Below are 24327 nucleotides of genomic sequence, written 5' to 3'. Positions count from 1 at the left end.
TAGGCTCGATCTGTAGTGAGGTCGCAGGTCACGGCCGGGCGGACGCGATCGAGGGGGCGAGTCCGCTCCGGGCCGGGACCGTGGCTGTCCACCGTGCAGTCGACATGGAGGGCAGCCCGCCGGTCAGCCGGCGAGCTGGTCCACCCGGGCGATCACCTGGTCGATCAGCCCGTAGTCGCGGGCCTGCTCGGCGGTGAACCAGCGGTCCCGGTCCCAGTCGCGCTGGATCTCCTCCAGGGTCCGACCACTGTGCTGGGCGATCAGCTCCTGCATGGTCCGCTTCACGTGCAGCATGTTCTCCGCCTGGATGGTGATGTCGGCGGCGGTGCCACCCATCCCGCCGGAGGGCTGGTGCATCATGATCCGCGAGTGCGGGAGCGCGAAGCGCTTGCCCGCCGCGCCGGCGCAGAGCAGGAACTGCCCCATCGACCCGGCGAAGCCGAGCGCCAGCGTGGCCACGTCGTTCTGGACGTAGCGCATGGTGTCGTAGACGGCCATCCCCGCGCTCACCGAGCCGCCCGGCGAGTTGATGTAGAGGAAGATGTCCCGCTCGCTGTCCTCGGCGGCGAGCAGCAGGATCTGCGCGCAGATCTGGTTCGCGGTGTCGTCGGTGACCTCGGTGCCGAGGAAGACGATCCGCTCCCGCAGCAGCCGCTCGAACACGTGATCCCCGAAGGTCGGCTGACCGCCGTCCAGCATGCGCACGTCGTACCCGATCATCGCGACCGCCCTCCCGACTGGCGCCGGCGGGCGAGGAGCACCGCCCGGGAACCGGCGTCTCCAGCCTGCGCCCGGCACCGGTCGCGGCCCCAGGATTTCTGCCGGCGGCAGATCCGCCGACGGCAGAACCGCGGCGGGCCTACACCGCGGTCAGCCGGCGCCGGCCCGGTCGGGCCCGGCGGCGGGCCAGCATCCTGGAGGTACGCGGGCCGGGGCGCCCGGCCGGCGCGGAGGCGATCAACCGGACCCGCAGCCCCGCCCCGCCGACGGTCGACCCGACGGGCGACGCCGGACCGCCAACGTGCAGGATCGGCCCGCCCAGCCGCAGCACCGGCCCGGCCGGGTGCCGGAAGGAGGTCGGGGCGGCCGACACCGGCGGCGTCGCCCCGGCGGGCTGGAAGCCGATCCGGACCGTCGGACCGGTCTCGCCGCGGGCCGCCGGCACCCGGTCCAGCCGGGACAGGGCGGCCCGGGGCGCGGCCGGGATCCGCCGTTCGACCCGGCGCAGGTCGTCGCGGGCCTCTTCGAGCAGGTCGGAGAGGTTGATGCCGAGGGCGCGGCAGATCGCGGCGAGCACCTCGGAGGAAGCTTCCTTGCGCCCCCGCTCCACCTCGGAGAGATAGGGCAGCGACACCCCGGCCGCCTCGGCGACCTCGCGCAGCGTCCGACCCTGGCGCAACCGTAGCCGGCGCAGCACCCCACCGATCACCCGGCGCAGCAACGACATGCGGGCCTCCTCGCGGTCGGCGTCGGCGGAACTTCCCCCATCATGCCCGTCGTCGTGCCCGCCCACCCGCCCGGTCGGCCACCCCGGCGTGCGGATGCCGGCTCAACCGCTATGTTGTGGGCGTGCAGGCGATCCGGGGGAAGCAGGACCGACGGTGATCCATTTCCCGGCGCAGCGGCGCGGTCCGCTGAGCGCGTTGAGCCTCCGGCTGGCCGCCGCCGTGGGCCTGGTGCTGCTGACCGTCGCGGTGGTCTTCCTCGACCGGGACGGCTACCGCGACGTCGACGAGAACGGGCTGACCCTGCTCGACTGCGCCTACTACGCGGTGGTCACCCTCTCCACGACCGGGTACGGCGACATCACCCCGTTCTCGCAGTCGGCCCGGCTGGTCAACGTCCTGTTCATCACCCCCGCCCGGGTGCTCTTCCTGATCATCCTGGTCGGCACCACCCTGGAAGTCCTGACCGAGCAGTACCGGACCGGCCGTCGGCTGGGGCGGTGGAGGAGAACCGTGAAGGACCACGTCATCATCTGCGGCTACGGCACCAAGGGCCGCAGCGCGGTCTCCGCCCTGCTGGAGAACGGCCTGGACAAGTCCCGGATCGTGGTGGTGGAGCGCAGCGGCACCGCGCTGCGGCAGGCGACCTCCGCCGGCCTGGTCGCCATCGAGGGCTCCGCCACCCGCTCGTCGGTGCTGGAGGAGGCGCACGTCCGCAACGCCAAGGCGGTGATCATCGCGACCGACAGCGACGACGCCTCGGTGCTGGTGGCGCTCACCGCGCGGCAGCTCACCGCGGGCCAGGTCCGGATCATCGCGGCGGTCCGCGAGGCGGAGAACGCCCCGCTGCTGCGGCAGAGCGGTGCGCACCACGTGATCGTCTCCTCGGCCACCGCCGGCCGGCTGCTGGGGCTCTCCACCTCGGCGCCGCCGCTGATCGACGTGGTGGAGGACCTGCTCACCCCCGGCCAGGGCATGGCGCTGGCGATGCGCTCCGCCGAGCGGCACGAGGTCGGCAAGTCACCCCGCGAACTGGAGTCCCTGGTCATCGCCCTGGTCCGCCGCGGCAAGGTGGTCACCCTCGCGGACCGGGCCGGCGCGGTCATCGAAACCGGCGACATGCTCGTCCACGTCCGCGACGACCGCCCCCAAGCCACCGCCACCCACCCCTGACCCCCCGGGCCCGCCCCCGGACGCAATTACCGAGAAAGAGTGGCTGTTCCGTCGGGAACAGCCACTCTTTCTCGGTAAGCGGGTGGGGCTGGGGTCAGAGGATGGTCCAGGTGTCGCCGGTGGCGAGGAGACCGGCGAGCTGCTGCTCGGGGGTCTCGGTGACCTTCCCCTTGGCGGCGGCCACCTGCTCCTGCACCACGCTGTCGTAGGACGGGCGGTCGACCGAGCGGAACACGCCGATCGGGGTGTTGCGCAGGTCGAGACCGGGCAGCCGGGACAGCGCGAAGGCGTACGCGGGGTCGTTGACTCCGGCGTCGTGCACCACGATCTCCTCGGCCGCGGTGGCCGCGGTCTCCCGGACCTCCAGCCCGAACCCGCCCGGCGGGTGGACGACGCAGAACTGCCCGTCCTTGCCGAACGTGATCGGCTGCCCGTGCTCCAGCCGGATCAGGTAGTCGTCCCGGGTGGCCGGCTCCTTGAGCTGGTCGAACGCGCCGTCGTTGAAGATGTTGCAGTTCTGGTAGATCTCCACGAACGCGGAGCCCTGGTGCTGGGCGGCGGCCCGCAGCACCGACTGCAGGTGCTTGCGGTCCGAGTCGATGGTGCGGCCGACGAAGGTGGCCTCCGCGCCCAGCGCCAGCGACAGCGGGTTGAACGGGGCGTCCGCCGAGCCGACCGGGGTCGACTTGGTGACCTTGCCGACCTCGGAGGTCGGCGAGTACTGCCCCTTGGTCAGGCCGTAGATCCGGTTGTTGAACAGCAGGATCTTGAGGTTGACGTTGCGGCGCAGCGCGTGGATCAGGTGGTTGCCGCCGATCGACAGCGCGTCGCCGTCGCCGGTGACCACCCAGACCGACAGGTCCGGCCGCGACACCGACAGGCCGGTGGCGATCGCCGGGGCGCGGCCGTGGATCGAGTGCATCCCGTAGGTGTTCATGTAGTACGGGAAGCGCGACGAGCAGCCGATCCCGGAGACGAAGACGGTGTTCTCCCGGGCGATGTTCAGCTCCGGCATGAACTGCTGAATGGCCGCCAGGATCGCGTAGTCACCGCAACCGGGGCACCAGCGCACCTCCTGGTCGGACTTGAAGTCCTTGGCGGTGAGCTTCAGGGCGACGGGCTCAGACATTCTTCAGGACCTCTTCCAGCGTCGTCTCCAGCTCGGCGGCGGTGAACGGCAGGCCGCGGACCTGGTTGTAGCCGATCGCGTCGACCAGGTACTTGGCCCGGATCACGTGGGCGAGCTGGCCCAGGTTCATCTCGGGGATGACCACCCGGTCGTAGGAGCGCAGCACCTCGCCGAGGTTGGCGGGCATCGGCGCCAGGTGGCGCAGGTGCGCCTGCGCGATCGACAGGCCGCGCTGGCGCAGGCCCCGGCAGGCCGCGCCGATCGGCCCGTACGTCGAGCCCCAGCCGAGCACCAGCACCCGGGCGTCGCCGTCCGGGTCCTCCACCTCGACGTCCGGCACCGGGATCGTCTCGATCCGGGCCGCCCGGGTCCGCACCATGAAGTCGTGGTTCGCCGGGTCGTACGAGATGTCACCGGTCTTGTCGGCCTTCTCCAGGCCGCCGATGCGGTGCTCCAGCCCCGGCGTACCCGGGATGGCCCACGGCCGGGCCAGGGTCTCTGGGTCACGCAGGTAGGGCAGGAAGGTGGTGCCGTCCTCGCCGTTGGGCTCGGTGGCGAACTCGACCCGCAGGTCGGGCAGGGACTCCACGTCGGGCAGCAGCCACGGCTCGGAGCCGTTGGCGACGTAGTTGTCGGAGAGCAGGATCACCGGGGTGCGGTAGGTCAGCGCGATCCGGGCCGCCTCCAGCGCCGCGTGGAAGCAGTCGGAGGGCGACTTCGGCGCGATCACGGCGACCGGGGCCTCACCGTGCCGGCCGTGCAGCGCCATGTTCAGGTCGGCCTGCTCGGTCTTGGTGGGCATGCCCGTCGACGGCCCGGCCCGCTGCACGTCGACGATGACCAGCGGCAGCTCCAGCGCCACCGCGAGGGAGATCGTCTCGCTCTTGAGCGCCACGCCCGGGCCGCTGGTGGTGGTGACGCCGAGCGCACCGCCGTACGAGGCGCCCAGCGCGGCGCCGACCGCGGCGATCTCGTCCTCGGCCTGCATGGTGACGACGCCGAACCGCTTGTGCTTGCTCAGCTCGTGCAGGATGTCCGACGCCGGGGTGATCGGGTACGCCCCGAGGAACACCGGCAGCCCGGAGCGGACGCCGGCGGCCACCAGGCCGAGCGAGAGCGCCGCGTTGCCGGTGATGTTCCGGTAGGTGCCCGGCAGCATCTTGGCCGGCTTCACCTCGTACCGGACGGAGAACGAGTCGGTGGTCTCGCCGAAGTTCCAGCCGGCCCGGAAGGCGGCCACGTTCGCGGCGACCAGCTCCGGACGGGCGGCGAACTTGCGCTCCAGGAAGCGCAGCGTCGACTCGTACGGCCGGGAGTACATCCAGGAGAGCAGGCCCAGCGCGAACATGTTCTTGGCCCGCTCGGCGTCCTTCTTGGACACCGCCTGGTCGGCGAGGGCGCCGACCGTCATCGAGGTCAGCGCCACCGGGTGCACCACGTAGCCGGCGAGCGAGTCGTCGTCCAGCGGGCTGGACTCGTAGCCCACCTTGGCCAGGTTGCGCCGGGTGAACTCGTCGGTGTTGACGATGATGTCCGCGCCGCGGGGCAGGTCGGCCAGGTTGGCCTTGAGCGCCGCCGGGTTCATCGCCACCAGCACGTTCGGCGCGTCGCCCGGGGTGAGGATGTCGTAGTCGGCGAAGTGCACCTGGAAGCTGGACACGCCGGGCAGCGTGCCGGCGGGCGCCCGGATCTCGGCCGGGAAGTTGGGCAACGTGGAGATGTCGTTGCCCAGCTGCGCCGTCTCCGAGGTGAACCGGTCGCCGGTCAACTGCATGCCGTCGCCGGAGTCACCGGCGAACCGGATGACCACCCGGTCCAGTTGACGGATCTGCTTGGTCACGCCTGCACCTCGCTTCGCTCAGCCCCGTCGCGCGGGCGGCTGAACCTGATGGTGACCCGGCCTTGCCCCGCCACGTGACCTCCTTGACGCGCCGCTGCGCCGATCCGCCCGTGGCAGGTCCGGCCCGCTGTCGATTCTCACCCCAGAGCCTACGTCGAGCCGTTAGGGCATCCTTGGTGGAGGTCCGACGAGTGGGAACGAATCCGAAGGTTGTTCGTCCGGTTGTGGTCCGTTTCGGGGTGACCGCCGTAATCGAGATCACGGCCGCCGACCCTTACCGGGTCGGCCGGTTCAGTCGGATGCCGGATTCGCCGACGGGTCCGGCACCGGCCCGCTCAGCCGCCGCCGCAACGAGGTGGTGGCCAGCGCGAGCGCCAGCACCACCAGCAGCCCGGAGACCACGATCAGGGTGACCGCGATCCGCTGCGCCGAGGTCATCGCGCCCCCGTCGGAGGTCTGGCCGGCCGCGGCGATCACGCCCTGCGAGCCGGTGGGGACCGGGGTGGCCGCCGGTGGGGTGGCCAGCGCCACCGCCGCGGTGATCCGGAAGCTCATCTGCATCTGCCGGGTCCGCCCGGAGCGCGGGTCGAGCTGGGCGATCACCGCTCCGGCCAGCGGCGCCTCGCGCTGGGCCTGCGGGGTGGCGGCGACCGGTAGGCGCAGGGTGGCGGTACGGCCCGCCGCCACGGTCCCGGCGTCGCACCGGGTACGCGTCGGTGAGACCACCTCGCAACCGGGCGTGGCGAGCACGCTGACCCCGTCGGGCAGCACCACCTCGACCCGTCCCGCGGCGTCCACCCGGCCGGTGTTGCCCAGCCGGACGCCCAGTTCGGCCGGGCCGCCGCTGATGTCGAAGGCCACCTCGTCGGCGCCGAGGCTCATCCCGGACACCGGCGGGCCGGGCGGGAAGAGGACCGCGAAGCCCTCGTTGTCCGCGGCCGTGGCCGTCCCCGCGCCGGACGCGGTGGCCCGGACCGAGCCGCTGAGGGGCATCCTCCGCCACGCCCGGCCGTCGACCCGGACCCGGATCAGGCTGGTGAACTTCGCGCCCGGGGCGGCGGCCCACTCGCCGCACCGCCAGTTGCCGCCGCCCACCGCGGCGCAGCCCGGGGTGCCCGCGTCGGTCAGCCCGGCGGGCAGGGTGTAGGCGAGGTGGACCCGCCCGGGCAGCGTCCCGGTGTTGGCGATGGTCACCCGCAGCGTGGTGGTGGTGCTCCGGGCGTTCCAGTAGCCGGGGCCGAGCACGATGTCGCGGGTGGTGACCCGTACCCCGAGGCCGCCAGTGTCCTGCTGGCTCGGCGCGGGGTCGCCCGGCGGCACCGGCCGGCCGCCGCCACCCTGCGGGGGCGGCGGCGGGGCGGGCGCGGTGGTGGTCGGCGCGGTGGTGGTCGGGGCGGGGTTGCCGGGGGCGGTCGTCGTCGGGGTGGCCGTGGTCGGCTCGGGTGCCGGGGTGGTCGGCTCCGGGTCGGGAGGCAGCGTCGGCGGCGCGGTGGTCGGCAGCGGCTCGGTGGCGGTCGGCTCGACCGGCGGAGTGGTCTCGTCCGTCGGCTCGCCACCCGGCGTCGTCGCGTCGGTCGCGGCGGTGACCACCCGCAGCACCGTCGGGGAGGCGGTGGCCAGGCCCGGCGCGGTCGCGAGCGCGACCGCCAGCCCGGTGGCCAGCGAGGCCGCTACCAGCGAGGAGGTACGCCAGGCGAGCGCCCGCCGACCGGGGCGTACGTCCACGCGGGCCATCTGTCCTCCGTGACACTGGGTGCGCCTTCATTATTCGGTAACAGTTGCCGGGGGGCACTAGTCCCACCGGGAAACAAATTCGTAACGTGTTCGGTACGCCTCCCGGGCCGGTCGGGCGGGACCGGTGGCCGGTAGGCTGATCCACCGTGACCGGTTACCTGGGCTCGTACGCGACGCTCGGGCTCCTCCTGCTCGCCAGCGCTCTCTTCTTCGTTACGGCGTTCTCGGCCAATCGGGTGTTACGTCCTGGCCGTCCGGCCGATCCCTGGGGCAAGCGGACCAGCTACGAGTGCGGTCTCGACCCGGTCGGCGGCGACTGGGCGCAGATGCAGATCCGCTACTACGTCTACGCGTACCTCTACGTCCTGTTCGCGGTCGAGGCGGTCTTCCTCTTCCCCTGGGCGCTGGTCTTCGACCGCCCCGGCTTCGGCCTGGTCACCGTCGCCGAGATGGGCATCTTCGTGGCCGTGGTGGCGCTCGGCATCCTCTACGCCTGGCGCAAGAACATCCTCCGCTGGACCTGACGCCCGCGCCGGTCAGGCCAGGCCGCGGCGGGTGAGCGTCGGGGGTCGGTCGCCGCGGATCGAGGCGACCATGTCCAGCACCCGGCGGGTGGGGCGCACCTGGTGGGCGCGGAAGACCCGGGCGCCGAGCCAGGCCGAGACGGCGGTCGCGGCGAGGGTGCCCTCCAGGCGTTCCGGCACCGGCAGGTCCAGCGTCTCGCCGATGAAGTCCTTGTTCGACAGGGCCACCAGCAGTGGCCAGCCGGTCCCGGTCAGCTCGTCGAGCCGGCGGGTGATCTCCAGCGAGTGCCGGGTGTTCTTGCCGAAGTCGTGCGCCGGGTCGATCAGGATGCCGTCGGGGCGTACCCCCAGGGCCACCGCGCGCTCGGCGAGCCCGGTCACCGTGCTGACCACGTCGGAGACCACGTCCTCGAAGGCGGCCCGGTGCGGCCGGGTACGCGGGGCGAGCCCGCCGGCGTGCGAGCAGACCAGCCCGGCCCCGGTCTGCGCGGCGACCCGGGCCAGTGCCGGGTCGGCGCCGGACCAGGTGTCGTTGAGCAGGTCGGCGCCGGCCGCCACCGCCTCCACCGCGACCTCGGCCCGCCAGGTGTCGATCGAGATCACCACCTCGGGGAAGGCGGCCCGGACGGCGGCGATGGTGTCCACCGTCCGCCGGATCTCCTCGGCGACGTCGACCTCGTCGCCCGGCCCGGCCTTCACCCCGCCGATGTCGATGATCTCCGCGCCCTCGGTCACCGCGGCCTCCACCGCGCGCAGCGCGCTGTCCTGAGCGAAGGTCGCGCCCCGGTCGAAGAACGAGTCCGGCGTGCGGTTGACGATCGCCATCACCACCAGCTCGCCCGGTGCGAACGTCCGCCCACCGAGCCGCAGCGCCCCGGCCATCCCGCCTCCCGCCGTCGCCGGCCGGGTCCCCCGGCCGCTGACGACGCTATCCGGTCGGCCGGTGCGCCGCCGGGCCGGGACGCCACCAGGGGATCCGGGGCGCTGCGGTGGTTGGGGTCGCTCGGGGGGCGGTCGCCGTGCCACGATCTGTCCATGGGTCAGGTTCTGCTCGTACTGGTCATCGCGTTGACCGTGGCGGCGGTGGTGTTCGGCGTGACGGTGCTGGTCTCCGGCCGGGACGCCGGCCTGGCGCCGGCCGAGCCGGACGGCCGGGCCGTGCCGCTGCCGGGCAGCCGCCCGCTGCGCGAGGCGGACGTCGGCGAGGTCCGCTTCGACACCGCGCTGCGCGGCTACCGGATGGCCCAGGTCGACCAGGCGATGCGCCGGGCCGCCTACGACATCGGCTACAAGGCCGAGCTGATCGGCGTGCTGGAGGCCGAGGTCGCGGCGCTGCGCGAGGGCCGGCTGGCCGACGCCGACGCGCTGCGCCGGGCCCGCGAGGAGGCGGCCGGCGAACCCTCGGCCACCGAACCCACCCCCGGGTACGCGGGCGCCCCCGCGCCCCCGGCGCACGGGTCGACCGACGCGCCGCGTGACGTCGAGCCGGGCGCGGCGGCCCCGGACGCCCTCCGGCCGCTCGACGCCGACCGGCCGGCGGCCGACGACGCCGACCAGCCGCTCGACGCGCCGGCCCTGCGCACCGCCGCCGCCGACTCCCCGGCCGAGGCGTCCGCCGACGCCGCACCGGCCCTGCGCACCGCGGCCGTGGACACCGACCCCCGCTCCGACGGCACCGACTCCGCTGCCGACCCGGCCGGCGGGCGGCCCGGCGACAGGGTCCGCTCGGAGTCGCTGTGACCGGCCCGGAGGGCGTGGACGGCCTGCGCGAGGCCGCCCAGCCCGGGGCCGGCGAGTTCACCGCCACGGTGATCGTGGACGCCCCCGCCCCCCGGGTCTTCGCCGCGCTCACCGACTGGGAGCGGCAGTCCGAGTGGATCCCGTTCACCAGGGTCCGCGTCGTCGAGGGCGACGGCGGGGAGGGCACCCTGGTCGAGGCGGTCACCGCGCTCGGGCCGGCGGTGCTGCGCGACGAGATGCGGGTGGTCCGGGTCGACGCACCGTACGAGGTCGGCGTCGTGCACTGCGGCAAGCTGCTCCGCGGTCCCGGCGTGCTGCGCTGCACCCCGCTGGCCCGGGACCGCACCCAGGTGGTCTGGCACGAGTGGTTCCACCTGCCCGGCGGGCCGGCCGGCCGGGTGGCGTGGCCGCTGCTCTGGCCGGGTTCCAAGGCGAGCCTGACCCTGGCGCTGAAGCGCTTCGCGCGGCTGGTCGAGCAGGGCCGGCTGCCCTGACCCAGCCGGGCCTGTCGGGGCCCTGGCCTACCGTGTACGCCGTGACTGACCTGGTGACCGGCCCCGACGGCCTGACCCGCTGCGCCTGGGGGTCGAGCACCCCGGACTACGCCGTCTACCACGACACCGAGTGGGGTCGGCCGCTGCGCGGCGACGACGCGCTCTACGAGCGGCTGACACTGGAGGCGTTCCAGTCCGGCCTGTCCTGGCTGACCATCCTGCGCAAGCGACCGGCGTTCCGGCTGGCCTTCGACGAGTTCCGGATCGAGCGGGTCGCCGGTTACCGCGAGGCTGACGTGGCCCGGCTGCTCGCCGACGCGGGGATCGTCCGCAACCGCGCCAAGATCGAGGCGGCCATCGCGAACGCGCGGGCCGCGCTGGAGCTGCCCGACGGGCTCTCCGCGCTGCTCTGGTCGTACGCGCCGCCGCCCCGGGCCGCCCGGCCGGAGTCGTTCGCCTCGGTGCCCGCCCTGACGCCGGAGTCCACCGCGATGGCCAAGGCCCTCAAGAAGAGCGGCTTCCGCTTCGTCGGCCCCACCACCGCGTACGCGCTGATGCAGGCCACCGGCATGGTCGACGATCACCTGGCCGGCTGCCACGTGGCCGCCGCCCAGGCGGCCCGTGATGAGATGGGGGCATGACCGCGACCGACCACCGCGCCAGCGGGACGACCGACGTCGACGGGCCGGCTGAGGGCGCCTGGGCGGTGCTCCTGCCGGCCGGCCGGTACGACGCCGAACGCCTCGTCCACCACGACACCCTGGAGCTGCCCGCCCCGATCGGGGAGTCCCGGCCGCGCCCCGGTGACCCGGTGGCGGTGCTGGTGCCGGAGCCGCCCCGGCTGGTGGCCCTGGGTCGGGTGGCCCGCGCGGGCGCGGACTCGCTGGTGGTGACGTACACCCGGCGGGCCTTCGACGAGCCGGCCCCGGCCGACCAGGTGCCGGTCGCCGGGCCGGTCACCCCGCTGGACGCCGGGATCTACCGCAAGCTGGCCGACCGGCTCGGCCCGCCGCCGCTGCGCCGCACCTGGCTGGTCAGCCTGGACCTCCCGATCGAGGCGGACTCCCGGGCCGAGGCGGTCCGGCTCTTCTGGTCGTACGTGCAGGAGCTGGGCCCGGCCGAGCTGCCCGCGTTCGTCTCCCCGTCCGGCGACGAGCTGGCCATGCAGGCGTTCGTGCTGGGCGCCGAGGCGAACCAGGACCCGGAGGAGGACGACTGACCCGGTGAGCGCCGGCCCGGCCCGGCGGCCCGGGCCGGCGGCCGCACCGTCAGTGGCCCTCGAAGACCGGCTTGCGCTTCGCCACGAACGCCATCGTGGCGGCCTTGTGGTCGGCGGTGGCGCCGCAGATCGCCTGGGCCTGCGCCTCGGCGGCGAGGGCGTCGGCGAGGGTGCCCGCGTCGGCGATGGAGAGCTGGCGCTTGATCGCCGCGTACGCGACGGTCGGGCCGGCGGCGAGCCGGGCGGCCAGCTCCTGCGCGGTCGGCAGCACCTGCTCGTCGTCCTCGACCAGCTTGTTCAGCAGGCCCAGCCGGCAGGCCTCCTCGGCGCCGACCGGCTCGGCGAGCATCAGCAGTTCGACGGCCTTGGCGTGGCCGACCAGCCGGGGCAGCGTCCAGGAGGCCCCGGTGTCGGCGGCCAGCCCCACCCCGGCGAACGCCATCAGGAACTTCGTTTTCGGGCCGCCGACCCGGAAGTCGGCGAGGAACGCCAGCGAGGCGCCCGCCCCGGCCGCCATCCCGCGCACCGCGGCCACCACCGGCTTGGGCAGGCTGGCCAGCCGGGCGGCGATCGGGTTGTAGTGCGCCCGCACGGTGTCCAGCGGGTTCGTGGTGGTCGACTGGAGGGTCTGCACGTGCTCGCGCAGGTCCTGGCCGGCGCTGAACTGCCCGCCCGCGCCGGCCAGCACCACGGCCCGGCAGGAACGGTCGGCCTCCAGTTCGGCCAGGGTGTCCCGGAGCGCCTCCTTGAGCGCCACGTCGAGCGAGTTCATCGCCGTGGGGCGGTTCAGCGTCAGGGTGACCACGGCGTCGGTGCGGTCGACGAGCAGCGGCTCGGTCACGTTTCTAACGACCCTTCTGTCGGGCGATGCGGTTGCTGGCGTCGAGGCAGTGCTCGACGTACCGGTCGGCGGCCGGCCGCAGCCGGGCCGCGTGCCGGTCGAAGAAGCTGGCCGCGGCGGTGCCGGGCCAGCGCTCCGGGAGCAGCGCCGGGGGCAGCTGCGGGTCCCGGAACAGGAAGGTACGCCACGCGTGCACCAGCCGGAACCGGGCCGCGTACGCCTCCTCGTCGCCGCTGCGCACGGTCACCCCGGACAGCAGCGGACGCTGCTCGGCGACGAACCGCTCGTACGCGTGGCCGATCTCGGTGAGGTCCCAGGCCCGGCGGACCACCCCCATCGCGCCCGGCGTGCCGGCGGCGTGCGCGGCGGTGAACCGCTCGTAACGCACGCCCGCCTCCTCCAGGAGCAGGTCCACGTCCTCGCTCGCCCGGGTGGCCACCCAGGTGTGCTCGTCGAGGGTGCCGTAGCCCAGGAAGGCCAGGTTGGCGGCGAGGCGCTGCCGGTCCCGCCGGGCGGTCGGGGTCTGGAGCACCAGGAGGTCGAACCGGCCGTCCCAGGTGACCCGGCCGGTGCGGTAGATCCGGGCGCCCGCCTCGTCGAGTCGCCGGGCGGCCTTCGGTGTGATCGAATATCCCGGCCCGGTGGCCAGCCGGAGCGGGTCCAACCAGCCCTGGCGGACCATCCGGGAGACCGCGGTGCGCACGGCCGGAGGAGCGATCCCGAGCGGCGCCAGCAGCTTCACCAGGGCGGCGACCGGTGCACGGCCACCCCTCGGTCGGAGGTAGTCGCCGTACAGGTCGAAGAGTGCCGACCGTGCCTGCATGACCGCACATTGTGACAGGCCTTCTCAAGATAAGCTAGATGCTGTTACATCAATGCTGCTCCGGTTTGGGTCCGGCGGTGTTCATCAGGGAAAATCGTTGGTCGACACCTCCGCGTACGTTGCGGGTGGTCGTGACGAAGTGGCTGTGGGGCAACCCACCGACCCTGATACAGGTCTGAGGGGAGACAACATGGCGGCGATGAAGCCGCGGACGGGCGACGGTCCGCTGGAAGTCACCAAGGAGGGCCGGGGCATCGTCATGCGGGTCCCGCTGGAGGGCGGTGGCCGGCTCGTCGTCGAGATGACTCCCGACGAGGCCAATGCACTCGGTGACGCCCTCAAGGCGGCCGCCGGCTGATCGACCGACAGGCCGCGCGGCGACGCGCGGGCGGTTCGTCGTATCCCTGAGCCACCGGCCACGGCCGGTGGCTCAGGGTCTTCACCTGTGTACGCGGGTGGCCAGGCCCCGCACCACGATCCTTTCCCGGAGGTACGGTCCAGCGTGCTCGCCATCCGTCTGTCAGCCGGTCCGGACCGGCTCGACACCCTCGTCCTGCCCGTCCGCGCCGGGGCCGACACCGACGGGGGCGACACCCCGGCGACGCTGGCCCCGACCGGGCCGGCCCTGCCCGACGAGGTGCTGGCGGAGGCGACCGCCCTGCTGCCGGCCACCCGGCTGACCGGCCGGGCCGGTGAGACGTACGCGCACCTGCGCCCGGCCCGTACTCCGGCCCGGCTGCTGCTGCTCGGCATCGGCGACGGCGCCGACCGGGCCTGGCGGGCCGCCGGGGCGGCGTTGACCCGCGCCGGCAAGGATGAGACGCACATCACGTTTTCGGTGCCGACCGGCACCGGCGCGGAGGCCGTCCGCGCCCTCGTCGAGGGGCTGCTGCTCGCCTCCTACCGGTTCCGGATGACCGAGGCCGGTGAGTCGCCCGCCCTGACCGGGGTGGACCTGCTGGTCGACGACCCGGACGCGTACCGCGACGCGGTCGAGGTGGCCGAGACCACCGCCCGGATGACCCGGCTCGCCCGGGACCTCACCAACACCCCGTCCTCGGTGAAGAACCCGCAGTGGTTCGTCGCGCAGGTCGAGGCCGCCGCGGCCGACGAGCCCGACCTGCACCTGCGGGTACGCGGGCCCGAGGAGCTGGCCGCCGAGGGCTTCGGCGGCATCCTCGCCGTCGGCGGCGGCTCGGCCAGCACCCCCCGCCTGGTGGAGCTGGACTGGCGGCCCGCCGACGCCCGCACCCACGTGGTGCTGGTCGGCAAGGGCATCACCTTCGACACCGGCGGCATCTCGATCAAGCCGGTGCCGGCGATGAAGCTGATGCGCAAGGACATGGCCGGCGCGGCCGCGGTGGTCGCGGCGACGCTGGGCGCGGCCGCGCTGCGGCTGCCGGTGCGGATCACCACGCTCGCCCCGCTGGCGGAGAACATGGTCAGCGGGTCGGCGTTCCGCCCCGGCGACATCGTCCGCCACTACGGCGGCCTGACCAGCGAGACCACCAACTCCGACGCCGAGGGCCGGCTGGTCCTCGCCGACGCGCTGGCGTACGCGGTCCGGGAGCTCCAGCCGGACCTGCTGATCGACCTGGCCACCCTGACCGGCGCCAACGCGGTCGCGCTCGGCAAGCGCACCGGCGCCCTCTACAGCGAGAACGACCAGCTCGCCGCCGACCTGCTGGCCGCCGTCGACGCCGCCGGCGAGGCCGCCTGGCGGATGCCGCTGGCCGCCGACTACGTCGAGCACCTCGGCAGTGACCTGGCGGACCTGCACAGCTCGCCCGCCGTCGGCGCCGGCTCGGTGACCGCCGCGCTCTACCTGCGCGAGTTCACCGGCGACCTGCGCGACCGGTGGCTGCACATCGACATGTCCGCGCCGTCCTGGGCCGACGGCGACGACGCCGAACTGACCCGGGGCGCGACCGGTTGGGGCGTACGCGGACTGCTGCGCTGGCTGGCGACGCTGGACTGAGCCGGCGGTCCCGGCCGGCGCGCGGCGGACGCCGGGCCGGGCCGTCGGCGGCGGGTCAGCACTTCACGGCGGCGAGCAGGCCGTGCCCCACCGGCAGCAGCGCCGGGATCCAGTGCTCGGACTCCCGGAGCGCCTTGATCGTCTCGCGGACGGTCACCGTCTCGGCGTCCCGCGCGGCCGGGTCGCCGATCCGCCCGCCGGCCAGGGTGCCGTTGAGGGCCAGCACCCCGCCGGGTCGCAGCAGCCGCAGCGCGGCGTCGACGTACGCGGCGAAACCGGTCGCCTCGGCGTCGACGAAGACCAGGTCGTACGCGCCGTCCGCGAGCCGGGGCAGCACGTCCAGCGCCCGGCCGGTGATGATCCGGGTACGCCCCGACGGGAAGCCGGCCTCGACGAAGATGCGCCGGGCGATCCGCTGGTGCTCGACCTCCAGGTCGATGGTGGTGAGCACCCCGTCGGCCCGCATCCCGCGCAGCAGCCAGACGCCGCTGACCCCGGTGCCGGTGCCGATCTCCACCACCGCCCGGGCGTTGCCGGCGGCGGCGAGCAGGCGCAGCGCCGCCCCGGCCCCGGGCGTCACCGCGTCGAGGCCCACCTCCCGGGCGAGGCTGCGGGCGGTCCGCAGCACGAGGTCCTCGCCGACGTACGACTCGGCGAACTGCAGCGCCTGCGCCGTCGGAGTGCCGGAATTGGCGACCGTGGCGATGGGACACCTCCGGGCGGCGGGAGTGGTGCGGGGGGCGGGTTGGCGGTATGAGCCTAGAGGCGAGCCTTCCGGCGCGCAGCCGCGCCGTCCGCCGTCGACGATCACGCCCGGCAAGAGCTGATGCCATCCGGCTCATCCGTGCAATCCTGGAAGCGGTATCCCTCGTTTCGCGACGGCCGCCGCACCACGCGGCACGGGGGGTCGGGGGACGGACTGGGAGGCACCGACGTGACCGACGGCTGGGACTGGCGCCAGCCCGGCGGGACTCCGGCACCGGCGGGACCGCCGGCCGGGGCGACGCCGGTGGGGCCGCCTACGGCGCCGCACGGCGCCCCGGGCGGGACGACATCGCCCTGGTGGTCCGACGCGTTGGCCGACCCGTGGCGGGACCCGTACGCGCCGGCCGCCGTGGTCATCCCGGGCGCCCCCGACGCCGGGGCCGCGCCGGAACCGGTCAGCGACCCGGACGCCCCGGGCCGGCCGAAGCTGCGCCAGCTGCTGCTCGTCCCGCTGATCACCGCGCTGCTCGCCGGGTCCCTCGGCGGCGCCCTCGGGTACGCCTTCGCGGTCCGCGGCGGGGCCGGGGGCGGGGTGGCGCTCGGCGCCCGGCCGGCCGAGGCGCCGGGCCTGGCCCAGCGTCGCCCCGAGTCGCTGGCCGGGGTCGCCGAGAAGGTCCTGCCCAGCGTGGTGACCGTCCGGGTGTCCAGCCTGGGCGGGGTGAGCGAGGGTTCGGGCTTCATCGTCAGCGCCGACGGGCACGTGATCACCAACGACCACGTGGTCTCCGGCGCCACCGGCCGGGCCTCGGTGGTGTTCAACGACGGCAGCACCGCGCCGGCCACGGTTGTCGGCCAGGACCCGGAGTCGGACATCGCGGTGATCAAGGTCAGCCGCAGCGGGCTGCGCCCGGTGGAGTTCGGCGACTCCGACGCGCTGGCGGTCGGCGACCCGGTGCTCGCCATCGGCTCGCCGCTCTCGCTGGCCAACACCGTCACCGCGGGCATCGTCAGCGCCCTGGACCGCACCATGCAGGCCGGGGATCCCGGTGGCCCGGTCCGCTACTACGCGGCGATCCAGACCGACGCGGCGGTCAACCACGGCAACTCCGGCGGCCCGCTGGTCGACTCCGCCGGCCGGGTGATCGGGGTCAACTCCACGATCAAGTCACTGGTCGCCGAGGGGCAGGAGGCGGGCAACATCGGCCTCGCCTTCGCCATCCCGATCAACCAGGCCAAGCGGATCACGCAGGACATCATCGGCACCGGCAAGGCCCGCCGTACGGTGATCGGCGCGCAGGTGGGCGGCGCCGGCACGATCACCGGCGGCGCCGGCGTACGGCTGGCGGCGGTGGAGCCGTCCGGGCCGGCGGCCGGCGCCGGGCTGAAGGCCGGGGACGTGATCCTCAAGCTGAACGGCCGCCCGATGACCGAGCCGACCGACCTGATCGCGCTGGTACGCAAGTTCGCGCCGGGATCGGTGGTGACGGTGGAGTACCGGCGGGGATCGTCCCGGCAGAACACCTCGGTGACGCTCGCCGCAGACGCCAAGTGAGGACCGGTCACCCCCTCCCGGCCGGGCACCCGACGTGCGTAGTCTTGCCTTGACGCCGACGAGGAGGCCCCAGCAGTGCTCGACAACCTGAACTGGTGGGAGATCGGTGCGCTGCTGCTCCTGGCGCTGCTGATCTTCGGTGACCGGCTGCCGAACGTCATCAACGACGGCCTGCGGATGGTCCGCAACCTGCGCGGCATGGCCCGCAACGCGACCGGTGACCTGAGCCGCGAGCTGGGCACCGACATCCAGCTGGAGGACCTGCACCCCAAGGCGTTCATCCGCAAGCACCTGCTCAGCGAAGAGGACGAGCAGGCGATCCGGAAGCCGTTGCAGGGCGTCTACGACAACCTGCGGGCGGACGTGACCGGCGTGCACAACGAGCTCAAGGACGTCGCCGACGCCGCCGACCCGCGCGGCAGGGGCGGCCGCAAGGCCACCGCCACCGGCGGCGCGCCCGCCCCGGCCCCCCGCCCCAGCTACGACGACGCCACCTGACCCACTTCCCCTGGCCCCCCGGGTCGCGCGCGCTTCGCGCGCCCGCCCCGGACACGGCGCGCGGAGTGCGCAGATACAGAGAAAGAGTGGCCTCCCGCGCTCGGAAGGCCACTCTTTCTCTGTATCTGCGCGGATCTTGGGGCGCGCGGAGCGCGCGGGTGGGGTGGGGCGGGGTCAGCGGCCGGCGGGCTTGAGGCCGAGGGGCTTGCCGAGGAGGGACTCGCGGCGGACGGCGAGGCGGTCGGCGACCTGGGCCAGCGCCTTCGAGGCCGGGGCGTCCGGCTCGGCCAGCACGATCGGGTTGCCGGCGTCGCCGCCCTCGCGGACCCGGGTGTCGAGCGGGATCTGGCCCAGCAGCGGCACCTGCGCGCCGATCGTCCGGCTCAGCGAGTCGGCCACGGCCTGGCCGCCACCGGCGCCGAAGACCTCCATCCGCGAGCCGTCGGGCAGCTCCAGCCAGGCCATGTTCTCGATGACGCCGACCACCCGCTGGTGGGTCTGCAGGGCGATCGCGCCGGCCCGCTCGGCGACCTCGGCGGCCGCGGCCTGCGGCGTGGTCACCACCAGGATCTCGGCGTTCGGCAGCAGCTGGGCGACCGAGATGGCGATGTCGCCGGTGCCCGGAGGCAGGTCGAGCAGGAGCACGTCCAGGTCGCCCCAGTAGACGTCGCCGAGGAACTGCTGCAGCGCCCGGTGCAGCATCGGGCCGCGCCACACCACGGCGGCGTTGCCCGGGGTGAACATGCCGATCGAGATCACCTTCACGCCGTGCGCCTGCGGCGGCATGATCATGTCCTCGACCCGGGTCGGGCGGCCGTCCGCGCCGAGCATCCGGGGCACCGAGTGGCCGTAGATGTCGGCGTCGACCACGCCGACCGAGAGGCCCCGGGCGGCCAGCGCGGCGGCCAGGTTGACCGTCACGCTCGACTTGCCGACGCCACCCTTGCCGCTGGCCACCGCGTACACCCGGGTCCGAGAGCCGGGCTGGGCGAACGGGATCACCGGCTCCTCGGTGGCGTTGCCGCCGCGCAGCTTCGACTGGAGCTCCTGGCGCTGCTCGGGGCTCATCACGCCGAACTCGATCTCGACGCCCGTCACGCCGGGGACGGCGCCCACGGCGGCGGTGATGTCGGAGCGCAGCTTGTCCTTCAGCGGGCAGCCGGCGACGGTGAGCAGCAGCTCGACGCGTACGACGCCGTCGTCGCCGACCGCGGCGGAGCGGACCATGCCGAGGTCCGTGATCGGGCGGCGGATCTCCGGGTCGTTGACGGTGGCCAGGGCGGCCTGGATCGCGTCGGAGATGGTGCTGACGGGAGCTGACATGCTCGCAATGCTACGTCGGCGGTGATCCGTCGCCGCCGCCAGCGGGGCCGGTGTGAGCGAATCGATGGGGCCGGGTCGGCGCGCCGGTCAGCCGTCCGGGCGGCCGTCGCGGGCGTAGTCGCCGTCCAGGTCGTCGCGGGGCTCGTCGAGGCCCTCACCGCCCCGCCGGACCGCCTTCTCCTGCTGCCGGCGCTCCAGCCGCTGCCGGCGCTGGGCCGCCTCGTCCAGCTCCTCGGCCAGCCGGGCCAGCTCGGAGCGGAGGAAGTCCCGGGTGGCCACCTCACCCATGGCGATCCGCAGCGCGGCGATCTCCCGGGTCAGGTACTCCGTATCGGCCTTCTGCAGGGTGGCCCGCCGCCGGTCCTCCTCCAGCGCCACCCGGTCCCGGTCGGCCTGCCGGTTCTGCGCGAGCAGGATCAGCGGGGCCGCGTACGAGGCCTGCAACGACAGGATCAGGGTGAGGAAGGTGAAGGTGTACGGGTCGAAGCGCAGGTGCGCCGGCGCCAGGGTGTTCCAGCCGAACCAGAGCGCGATGACCACCGTCATGTAGACGATGAAGTTCGCCGTGCCCATGCCCCGGGCGATCCCCTCGGACCACCGGCCGAAGGCCTCCGGGTCGAACCGGGGCAGCTTGAGGCCCCGGGGCTCGCGCGGCTGGTCCAGTCGCTCGGCCCGTCGCTGGTCAGCCATCGGTGCCGTCCGTCCCCTCGGCTCCGCCCGTCGCCTCGGCGGGGCCCGGGGCCGGTACGGCGTCCCGGTCCCGCCAGTCGCGCGGCAGCGAGTGGTCGAGCACGTCGTCGACCGTGACCGCACCGACCAGCCGGTTGTTGCGGTCCACCACCGGCATCGCGACCAGGTCGTAGGTGGCCATCCGGCGGGTGATCTCCGGCAGCGGGGTGGTCGGCCGCAGCGGGTCGATGTCGTTGACCACCACCCCGCCGAGCATCTCCGCCGGCGGCTCCCGCAGCAGCCGCTGGAAGTGCACCATGCCCAGGTAGCGGCCGGTGGGCGTGGTCATCGGGGCGCGGGCCACGAACACCTGGGCCGCGACGGCCGGGGAGAGCTGCTCCTCCCGGATCCGGGCGAGCGCCTCCGCGACGGTGGCGTCCGGCGGCAGGATCACCGGCTCGGAGGTCATCACGCTGCCCGCCGTACCGGAGGCGTAGCGCAGCAACTGGCGGACCGGGTCGGCCTCGTTCGGCTCCATCAGGTCCAGCAGCACGTCCTGCTCCGGCGGCGGCAGCTCGTTGAGCAGGTCGGCGGCGTCGTCCGGGTCCATCTCCTCCAGCACGTCGGCGGCCCGTTCCCGGTCCAGCGCCGCGAGGATCTCCACCTGGTCGTGCTCCGGCAGTTCGCTGAGCACGTCGGCGAGGCGTTCGTCGTCCAGCGCCGCCGCGACCTCGTTGCGCCGCGCGTCGGGCAGGTCCTGCAGGGCGTTGGCCAGGTCGGCCGGGCGCATGTCCTCCAGTACGGCGAGCAGGTTGGCCGTACCCCGGTTGGCGGCGATGCCGCTCAGCCCGCGCACCCGGTCCCACTCGACCTGGTGCAGGTGGCCGCGACGGGTGAGCCGGCCGGTCTGCTCGCGGACGGCGACCCGGGACAGCGACCACTCACCACCCCGGCTGCACTCCATCGCCACGTCGACCACCGCGCCCGGCTGCCCGCCCGGTTCGAGCTGGACCCGCCGGTCCAGCAGTTCCTGGAGCACCAGCAGCTCGTTGGGGCGCTTCTCGAAGCGGCGCAGGTTGAGGGTGCCGGTACCGAGCACCACCGCGTCCGCGTCGATGGACGTGATCCGGTTGATGGACAGGAAGATCCGCCGGCGCATCGGCATCTCGGCGACCAGACCCACCACCTCGGGGGGACGTTGGGTCGGCCGGATCCGGGCCACCGCGTCACGCACCCGACCCACCTGGTCACCGTTCGGGTCGAAGACGGCGACTCCGGCGAGTCGGGCGATGTAGACCCGGTTCGGCGTGCTCACGGGCACCAGCCTAAGCGCCTAGTGTTTATCAACATGTCGACCTTGGCCTACGAGATCGTGGACGTCTTCACCGATCGCCCGTTCGCCGGCAACCCGCTGGCCGTGGTGTTCGGCGCCGAAGGGCTCGCCACCGAACAGATGCAGGCGCTCGCGCTGGAGTTCAACCTCTCGGAGACGGTGTTCGTGCTGCCGCCCACCCAGGTCGGGGCCACCTACCGGGCCCGGATCTTCACTCCGGCCGCCGAGTTGCCGTTCGCCGGGCACCCCAGCGTCGGCGCGGCGGTCACCGCCAGCCGGCGCGGCATGTTCGGTGTGGGCAGTATCACCCAGGAGTGCGCTGCCGGGGTGCTGCCGATCGAGGTCGGCGAGACCGGTGCCACCCTGACCGGCGGCACCCCCACCCTCGGGCCGGAGCTGGATCCGGAGCCGCTGCTGGAGATGGCCGGCCTCACCGCGGACGACCACGCCGGCCCGGCGCCCCGGGTGGCCGGCTGCGGGCTGGAGTTCCCCTACCTTCCGGTCCGCCCGGACGCGGTGGCCCGCGCCAAGGTAAACGCGGCGGCGGCGGAACGGTACGGGGTGGAGCATGTCAGCGTCTTCTCCTGGGACGCCGAGACGCAAACCGCGCACGCGCGCGTCTTCGTGCCCGGGCTCGGCGTCCCGGAGGACCCGGCCACCGGCTCGGCCGCCCTCGGGCTCGGCGTCTGGCTGGTCGCCAGCGGGCTGCTCCCCGGCGAGGGGCGCTCCGCGTACGCGGTCCGCCAGGGCATCGAGATCCACCGCCCGTCGGCACTGGCCTGCACGGTGACCGCGGCCGACGGGGCGGCGGTCGGCGCCACCGTCTCCGGCCAGGTCATGGCGGTGGCCCGGGGCGAGATCCTGGTCCCGCCGTTCGTCGGTTGACCGGTGACCGCACGCCCCACGTACGAGAGGATTCCGGTGTGACGGACGAGGTGGACGCCCCGGTGTCGACGCCCCTGGTCGACGAGGCGATGAAGAAGGCCGCCGTGGCCTGGGTGAGTGTCGGCGACGGCCCGGCGCTGGCGCTGTGGTGCGTACCGCTGGAGGGGTCGCTCTTCGTGGTCAGCGGGCCGGGCGAGCAGTCCGCGCCCGGGCTGGCCGAGGCGGCGCAGGCGCGGGTGACCCTGCGCGGCGACCACGGCGGGCGGATCGTGACCTGGCCGGCCCGGGTGATCCGGTTGGCGCCGGGCACCGAGGCGTGGGAGACCTCCGCCCCGCTGGTGGCGGCGAAGCGGCTGAACGCGCCCGGGCCCACCGCCGACCTGGTGGCCCGCTGGGCGGCCGACGGCTGCGCGCTGACCCGGCTCGCCCCGGCCGGCGCACCGGACGCCGGCACGGACCTGCCGGCCGGCTCGCTGGCCGAGGTGCCGCGCGAGACCCCCGCCGTGCGTCCCACCCGGAAACCGTTCCGCCTGCACAAGGTCCGCCGCCGCTGAGCCGGCGGCCCGGCGCTCAGCAACCCACCGGCACCGCGTCGACCAGCTCGACCACCTCGCTCAGCGAACCGACGACCAGGCCGTCCCAGTCCGGTTCGGCGTCGAAGACCAGGTGCCCGGCCAGGTCGGGGGCGGCCAGCCGCACGGCGGTCATCCCCGCCCGCTGCGCGCCGGTCAGCTCCCGGCTGCCGCCGTCACCGACGTAGAGGCAGTCCTCGGGTCGCACGTCGAGCCGACGGCAGGCGGCCAGGTAGAGCGCCGGGTCCGGCTTGCACCGGCCGAGGTGGACGGAGAAGATCCGCGCGTCGAGCAGCGGGGCGACGGCCAGCTGCGGCAGGAACGCCGGCAGCTCGTGGGTGCAGTCGCTGACCACCCCGGTGCGGACGCCCCGCTCCCGCAGCGCGGCGAGCGCGGGTACCGCGTCGTCGCGCAGCCGGGTGTCGGCGCGTACCGCCCGGTGCCGGGAGGCCACCGCCGCCCGGACGGCGTCGTCGGAGGGGTGGACGCCGGCCTGGGCGCAGACCCAGCGCAGCGTCGCCTCGGCGTTGCCGTGCCGGCCGCTGGCCCGCTGGTAGAAGGTGCGGTCGAGGACTGCGGCGAGCGTGTCGACGGGACAGCCGAGCAGCTCGGCGGTGGTTTCGTGGGCCGGGCCGCGCTGGACGCAGCGGGTCAGGGTGCCGAAGAAGTCGAACAGCACCGCGGGGTACCTGGGCATGGGAAAGCGCCTCCGGACGTCGAGGGATCGCCGGCGCGGACGCGCATGATCGTAACGGAGCGTTGACGCTCAGTGGTGACCGAAGGTGTGTGAGTATTGCTCCCCGTGCCTCCCAGCCCGCACCGGCCGACGGTGGACCCGCTGACCGTCGGCGTCCTCGCGCTCGCCGTCGCCGCCGTCTCCTCCTCCGCCCCGCTGATCGCCTTCGCCGCGGCCCCGGCGCTGGCCGTCGCATTCTGGCGCAACCTGCTCTCGGTCGCCGTGCTCGGCCCGTTCTCGCTGGCCCGCCGCCGGGCCGAGGTCCGGGCGCTGACCGTGGGTGCGGGCCGGCGGGAGGGCTGGTACTGCGTGCTCTCCGGCGTGGCGCTGGCCGCCCACTTCGCCACCTGGATGCCGAGCGCGCAGCTCACCTCGGTCGCGGCGGCGACCGCGCTCGGCGCCACCCAGCCGGTCTGGCAGGGGCTGATCGCCCGCTGGCAGGGCCGCCACCTGCCGTACGCCGTCTGGGTCGGCATCGCGGTGGCCGTGACGGGCGCGGTGCTCGCCACCGGCGCGGACGTCGCCGTCTCCGGGCGGGCCTTCGCCGGTGACCTGCTGGCGATCACCGGCGGCCTGTTCGCCGCGGTCTACACCGCGTTCGGCGAGCGCGCCCGGGCCACCATCAGCACCGCCACCTACACCACCATCTGTTACGGGGTGTGCGCGCTGATCCTGCTGGTGGTGTGCCTGGTCGGCGGCGTGCGACTGCGCGGGTACGACTCCGCCACCTGGCTGGCCATCCTCGGTCTGGTCGCCGGTGCCCAGTTGCTCGGGCACTCGATGTTCAACTACGCCCTGCGCCGCGTCTCGGCCACCACGGTCAGCGTGCTGATCCTGCTGGAGGCGCCCGGTGCCGCCCTGATCGGCTGGGTCTGGCTCGGCCAGCTGCCCCGCCCGCTCGCCCTGCCCGGGCTGGCCCTGCTGCTGGTCGGGGTGGCCGTGGTGGTGCTCGGTGGCGCCCGCGCCGGCCGCCGCCCCGAACCGGCCCCGGTCCCCGCCGACGCCGCCCCGCCGGCGGCCTGACGCCGGGTCGCCCCGTCCCCGCCGGCCGGCCAGCGGCCCGGCGCCGAGGCCGCCCGGCCTGCCCCGGACCGGCCCGCTCGGCCCACCGCCG

The 24327-nt window shown here is 74.3% G+C and carries 26 protein-coding genes; 13 read left to right on the top strand and 13 right to left on the bottom strand.

Going from position 1 to position 24327, the window contains the following annotated elements; all coding sequences use genetic code 11:
• Window positions 1-123: 123 nt before the first annotated feature.
• Both V6U89_RS07005 and V6U89_RS07000 read right to left on the bottom strand, forming a co-directional pair.
• Entirely contained in the window at window positions 124-720 is a 597-nt protein-coding gene (locus tag V6U89_RS07005; protein ID WP_088964893.1) for an ATP-dependent Clp protease proteolytic subunit, read from the bottom strand.
• A 139-nt stretch (window positions 721-859) separates the two neighbouring features.
• Entirely contained in the window at window positions 860-1447 is a 588-nt protein-coding gene (locus V6U89_RS07000) for a helix-turn-helix domain-containing protein (protein ID WP_334569806.1), read from the bottom strand.
• 154 nt (window positions 1448-1601) lie between these two features.
• Between V6U89_RS07000 and V6U89_RS06995 the strand changes: the two genes are divergently transcribed.
• Window positions 1602-2618: a potassium channel family protein gene (locus V6U89_RS06995; RefSeq protein ID WP_334569804.1), complete on the top strand. Its 1017-nt coding sequence runs from the start codon at window positions 1602-1604 to the stop codon at window positions 2616-2618.
• A 94-nt stretch (window positions 2619-2712) separates the two neighbouring features.
• Here the strand turns inward: V6U89_RS06995 and V6U89_RS06990 are convergent, their stop codons facing one another.
• The 3 genes from V6U89_RS06990 to V6U89_RS06980 form a co-directional block, all read right to left on the bottom strand.
• Window positions 2713-3747, bottom strand: a complete 1035-nt coding sequence (locus V6U89_RS06990) for a 2-oxoacid:ferredoxin oxidoreductase subunit beta (protein WP_334569803.1) — start codon at window positions 3745-3747, stop codon at window positions 2713-2715.
• Window positions 3740-5587, bottom strand: coding sequence for a 2-oxoacid:acceptor oxidoreductase subunit alpha (locus V6U89_RS06985; protein WP_334569802.1), 1848 nt, complete (start codon window positions 5585-5587; stop codon window positions 3740-3742). The genes V6U89_RS06990 and V6U89_RS06985 overlap by 8 nt, the downstream gene beginning before the upstream one ends.
• 291 nt (window positions 5588-5878) lie before the next feature.
• Complete coding sequence (locus V6U89_RS06980) at window positions 5879-7321, bottom strand: hypothetical protein (protein ID WP_334569801.1); 1443 nt, start codon at window positions 7319-7321, stop codon at window positions 5879-5881.
• A gap of 146 nt (window positions 7322-7467) precedes the next feature.
• On the opposite strand from V6U89_RS06980, the gene ndhC reads away from it, so the two are divergent.
• Entirely contained in the window at window positions 7468-7845 is a 378-nt protein-coding gene (gene ndhC, locus V6U89_RS06975) for an NADH-quinone oxidoreductase subunit A (protein WP_088964137.1), read from the top strand.
• A gap of 12 nt (window positions 7846-7857) precedes the next feature.
• On the opposite strand, the gene folP is transcribed toward ndhC, so the two are convergent.
• The gene (folP, locus tag V6U89_RS06970; protein ID WP_334569800.1) at window positions 7858-8727 is read right to left on the bottom strand and encodes a dihydropteroate synthase; all 870 of its coding nucleotides are present in this window, start codon (window positions 8725-8727) and stop codon (window positions 7858-7860) included.
• A 153-nt stretch (window positions 8728-8880) separates the two neighbouring features.
• On the opposite strand from folP, the gene V6U89_RS06965 reads away from it, so the two are divergent.
• Genes V6U89_RS06965 through V6U89_RS06950 form a run of 4 tightly spaced genes read left to right on the top strand, consistent with a single transcriptional unit; the run spans window position 8881 to window position 11298 of the window.
• Window positions 8881-9585 carry a DivIVA domain-containing protein gene (locus V6U89_RS06965; RefSeq protein WP_334569799.1) on the top strand — a complete coding sequence of 235 codons (705 nt, stop codon included), beginning with the start codon at window positions 8881-8883 and terminating at the stop codon, window positions 9583-9585.
• Window positions 9582-10079 (top strand): SRPBCC family protein, encoded by a 498-nt coding sequence (locus V6U89_RS06960; RefSeq protein ID WP_154939880.1) that lies wholly within the window; start codon window positions 9582-9584, stop codon window positions 10077-10079. The genes V6U89_RS06965 and V6U89_RS06960 overlap by 4 nt, the downstream gene beginning before the upstream one ends.
• Window positions 10080-10120: 41 nt before the next feature.
• A complete protein-coding gene (locus V6U89_RS06955) occupies window positions 10121-10720 on the top strand; it encodes a DNA-3-methyladenine glycosylase I (protein ID WP_334569798.1) in 600 nt (199 codons plus the stop codon).
• The gene (locus V6U89_RS06950) at window positions 10717-11298 is read left to right on the top strand and encodes a hypothetical protein (RefSeq protein WP_334569797.1); all 582 of its coding nucleotides are present in this window, start codon (window positions 10717-10719) and stop codon (window positions 11296-11298) included. The genes V6U89_RS06955 and V6U89_RS06950 overlap by 4 nt, the downstream gene beginning before the upstream one ends.
• A gap of 49 nt (window positions 11299-11347) precedes the next feature.
• On the opposite strand, the gene V6U89_RS06945 is transcribed toward V6U89_RS06950, so the two are convergent.
• Window positions 11348-12139 (bottom strand): enoyl-CoA hydratase/isomerase family protein, encoded by a 792-nt coding sequence (locus V6U89_RS06945; RefSeq protein WP_334569796.1) that lies wholly within the window; start codon window positions 12137-12139, stop codon window positions 11348-11350.
• Between the two features lie 4 nt (window positions 12140-12143).
• Window positions 12144-12962: a PaaX family transcriptional regulator gene (locus V6U89_RS06940; RefSeq protein WP_088964130.1), complete on the bottom strand. Its 819-nt coding sequence runs from the start codon at window positions 12960-12962 to the stop codon at window positions 12144-12146.
• 190 nt (window positions 12963-13152) lie between these two features.
• Here V6U89_RS06940 and V6U89_RS06935 point away from each other — a divergent pair, with 190 nt between their 5' ends.
• Window positions 13153-13320 carry a DUF3117 domain-containing protein gene (locus V6U89_RS06935; protein ID WP_007455245.1) on the top strand — a complete coding sequence of 56 codons (168 nt, stop codon included), beginning with the start codon at window positions 13153-13155 and terminating at the stop codon, window positions 13318-13320.
• Between the two features lie 144 nt (window positions 13321-13464).
• Window positions 13465-14940: a leucyl aminopeptidase family protein gene (locus tag V6U89_RS06930; RefSeq protein WP_334569795.1), complete on the top strand. Its 1476-nt coding sequence runs from the start codon at window positions 13465-13467 to the stop codon at window positions 14938-14940.
• A gap of 55 nt (window positions 14941-14995) precedes the next feature.
• On the opposite strand, the gene V6U89_RS06925 is transcribed toward V6U89_RS06930, so the two are convergent.
• Window positions 14996-15604: an O-methyltransferase gene (locus V6U89_RS06925; protein ID WP_172894507.1), complete on the bottom strand. Its 609-nt coding sequence runs from the start codon at window positions 15602-15604 to the stop codon at window positions 14996-14998.
• 255 nt (window positions 15605-15859) lie between these two features.
• Here V6U89_RS06925 and V6U89_RS06920 point away from each other — a divergent pair, with 255 nt between their 5' ends.
• Window positions 15860-17197, top strand: coding sequence for a S1C family serine protease (locus V6U89_RS06920; RefSeq protein ID WP_334569849.1), 1338 nt, complete (start codon window positions 15860-15862; stop codon window positions 17195-17197).
• Between the two features lie 75 nt (window positions 17198-17272).
• A complete protein-coding gene (locus tag V6U89_RS06915) occupies window positions 17273-17695 on the top strand; it encodes a preprotein translocase subunit TatB (protein ID WP_088964127.1) in 423 nt (140 codons plus the stop codon).
• Window positions 17696-17869: 174 nt separating this feature from the next.
• Here V6U89_RS06915 and V6U89_RS06910 read toward each other — a convergent pair whose 3' ends face one another.
• The 3 genes from V6U89_RS06910 to V6U89_RS06900 form a co-directional block, all read right to left on the bottom strand.
• Window positions 17870-19018, bottom strand: a complete 1149-nt coding sequence (locus V6U89_RS06910; RefSeq protein ID WP_334569794.1) for an Mrp/NBP35 family ATP-binding protein — start codon at window positions 19016-19018, stop codon at window positions 17870-17872.
• 87 nt (window positions 19019-19105) lie between these two features.
• Entirely contained in the window at window positions 19106-19708 is a 603-nt protein-coding gene (locus tag V6U89_RS06905) for a DUF1003 domain-containing protein (protein ID WP_334569792.1), read from the bottom strand.
• On the bottom strand, window positions 19701-21002 hold the full coding sequence (locus tag V6U89_RS06900; RefSeq protein WP_334569791.1) for a magnesium transporter MgtE N-terminal domain-containing protein: 1302 nt from the start codon (window positions 21000-21002) through the stop codon (window positions 19701-19703). Before V6U89_RS06900 ends, V6U89_RS06905 begins: the two co-directional genes overlap by 8 nt.
• 33 nt (window positions 21003-21035) lie before the next feature.
• Between V6U89_RS06900 and V6U89_RS06895 the strand changes: the two genes are divergently transcribed.
• Together V6U89_RS06895 and V6U89_RS06890 are read left to right on the top strand one after the other, a co-directional pair.
• Entirely contained in the window at window positions 21036-21905 is an 870-nt protein-coding gene (locus tag V6U89_RS06895; RefSeq protein ID WP_334569790.1) for a PhzF family phenazine biosynthesis protein, read from the top strand.
• 89 nt (window positions 21906-21994) lie between these two features.
• Window positions 21995-22459 carry a hypothetical protein gene (locus tag V6U89_RS06890; protein WP_334569848.1) on the top strand — a complete coding sequence of 155 codons (465 nt, stop codon included), beginning with the start codon at window positions 21995-21997 and terminating at the stop codon, window positions 22457-22459.
• Window positions 22460-22475: 16 nt separating this feature from the next.
• On the opposite strand, the gene V6U89_RS06885 is transcribed toward V6U89_RS06890, so the two are convergent.
• On the bottom strand, window positions 22476-23174 hold the full coding sequence (locus V6U89_RS06885; protein ID WP_334569789.1) for an HAD family hydrolase: 699 nt from the start codon (window positions 23172-23174) through the stop codon (window positions 22476-22478).
• Between the two features lie 105 nt (window positions 23175-23279).
• On the opposite strand from V6U89_RS06885, the gene V6U89_RS06880 reads away from it, so the two are divergent.
• On the top strand, window positions 23280-24236 hold the full coding sequence (locus V6U89_RS06880) for a DMT family transporter (protein ID WP_334569847.1): 957 nt from the start codon (window positions 23280-23282) through the stop codon (window positions 24234-24236).
• The last annotated feature ends 91 nt before the right edge of the window (window positions 24237-24327 follow it).

The sequence above is a fragment of the Micromonospora sp. CPCC 206171 genome (genome assembly GCF_036906755.1).
Taxonomy (GTDB): domain Bacteria; phylum Actinomycetota; class Actinomycetes; order Mycobacteriales; family Micromonosporaceae; genus Micromonospora; species Micromonospora purpureochromogenes.
Note: the sequence above shows the minus strand (reverse complement) of the source record. Positions and strands in the feature narration are given on the sequence as shown.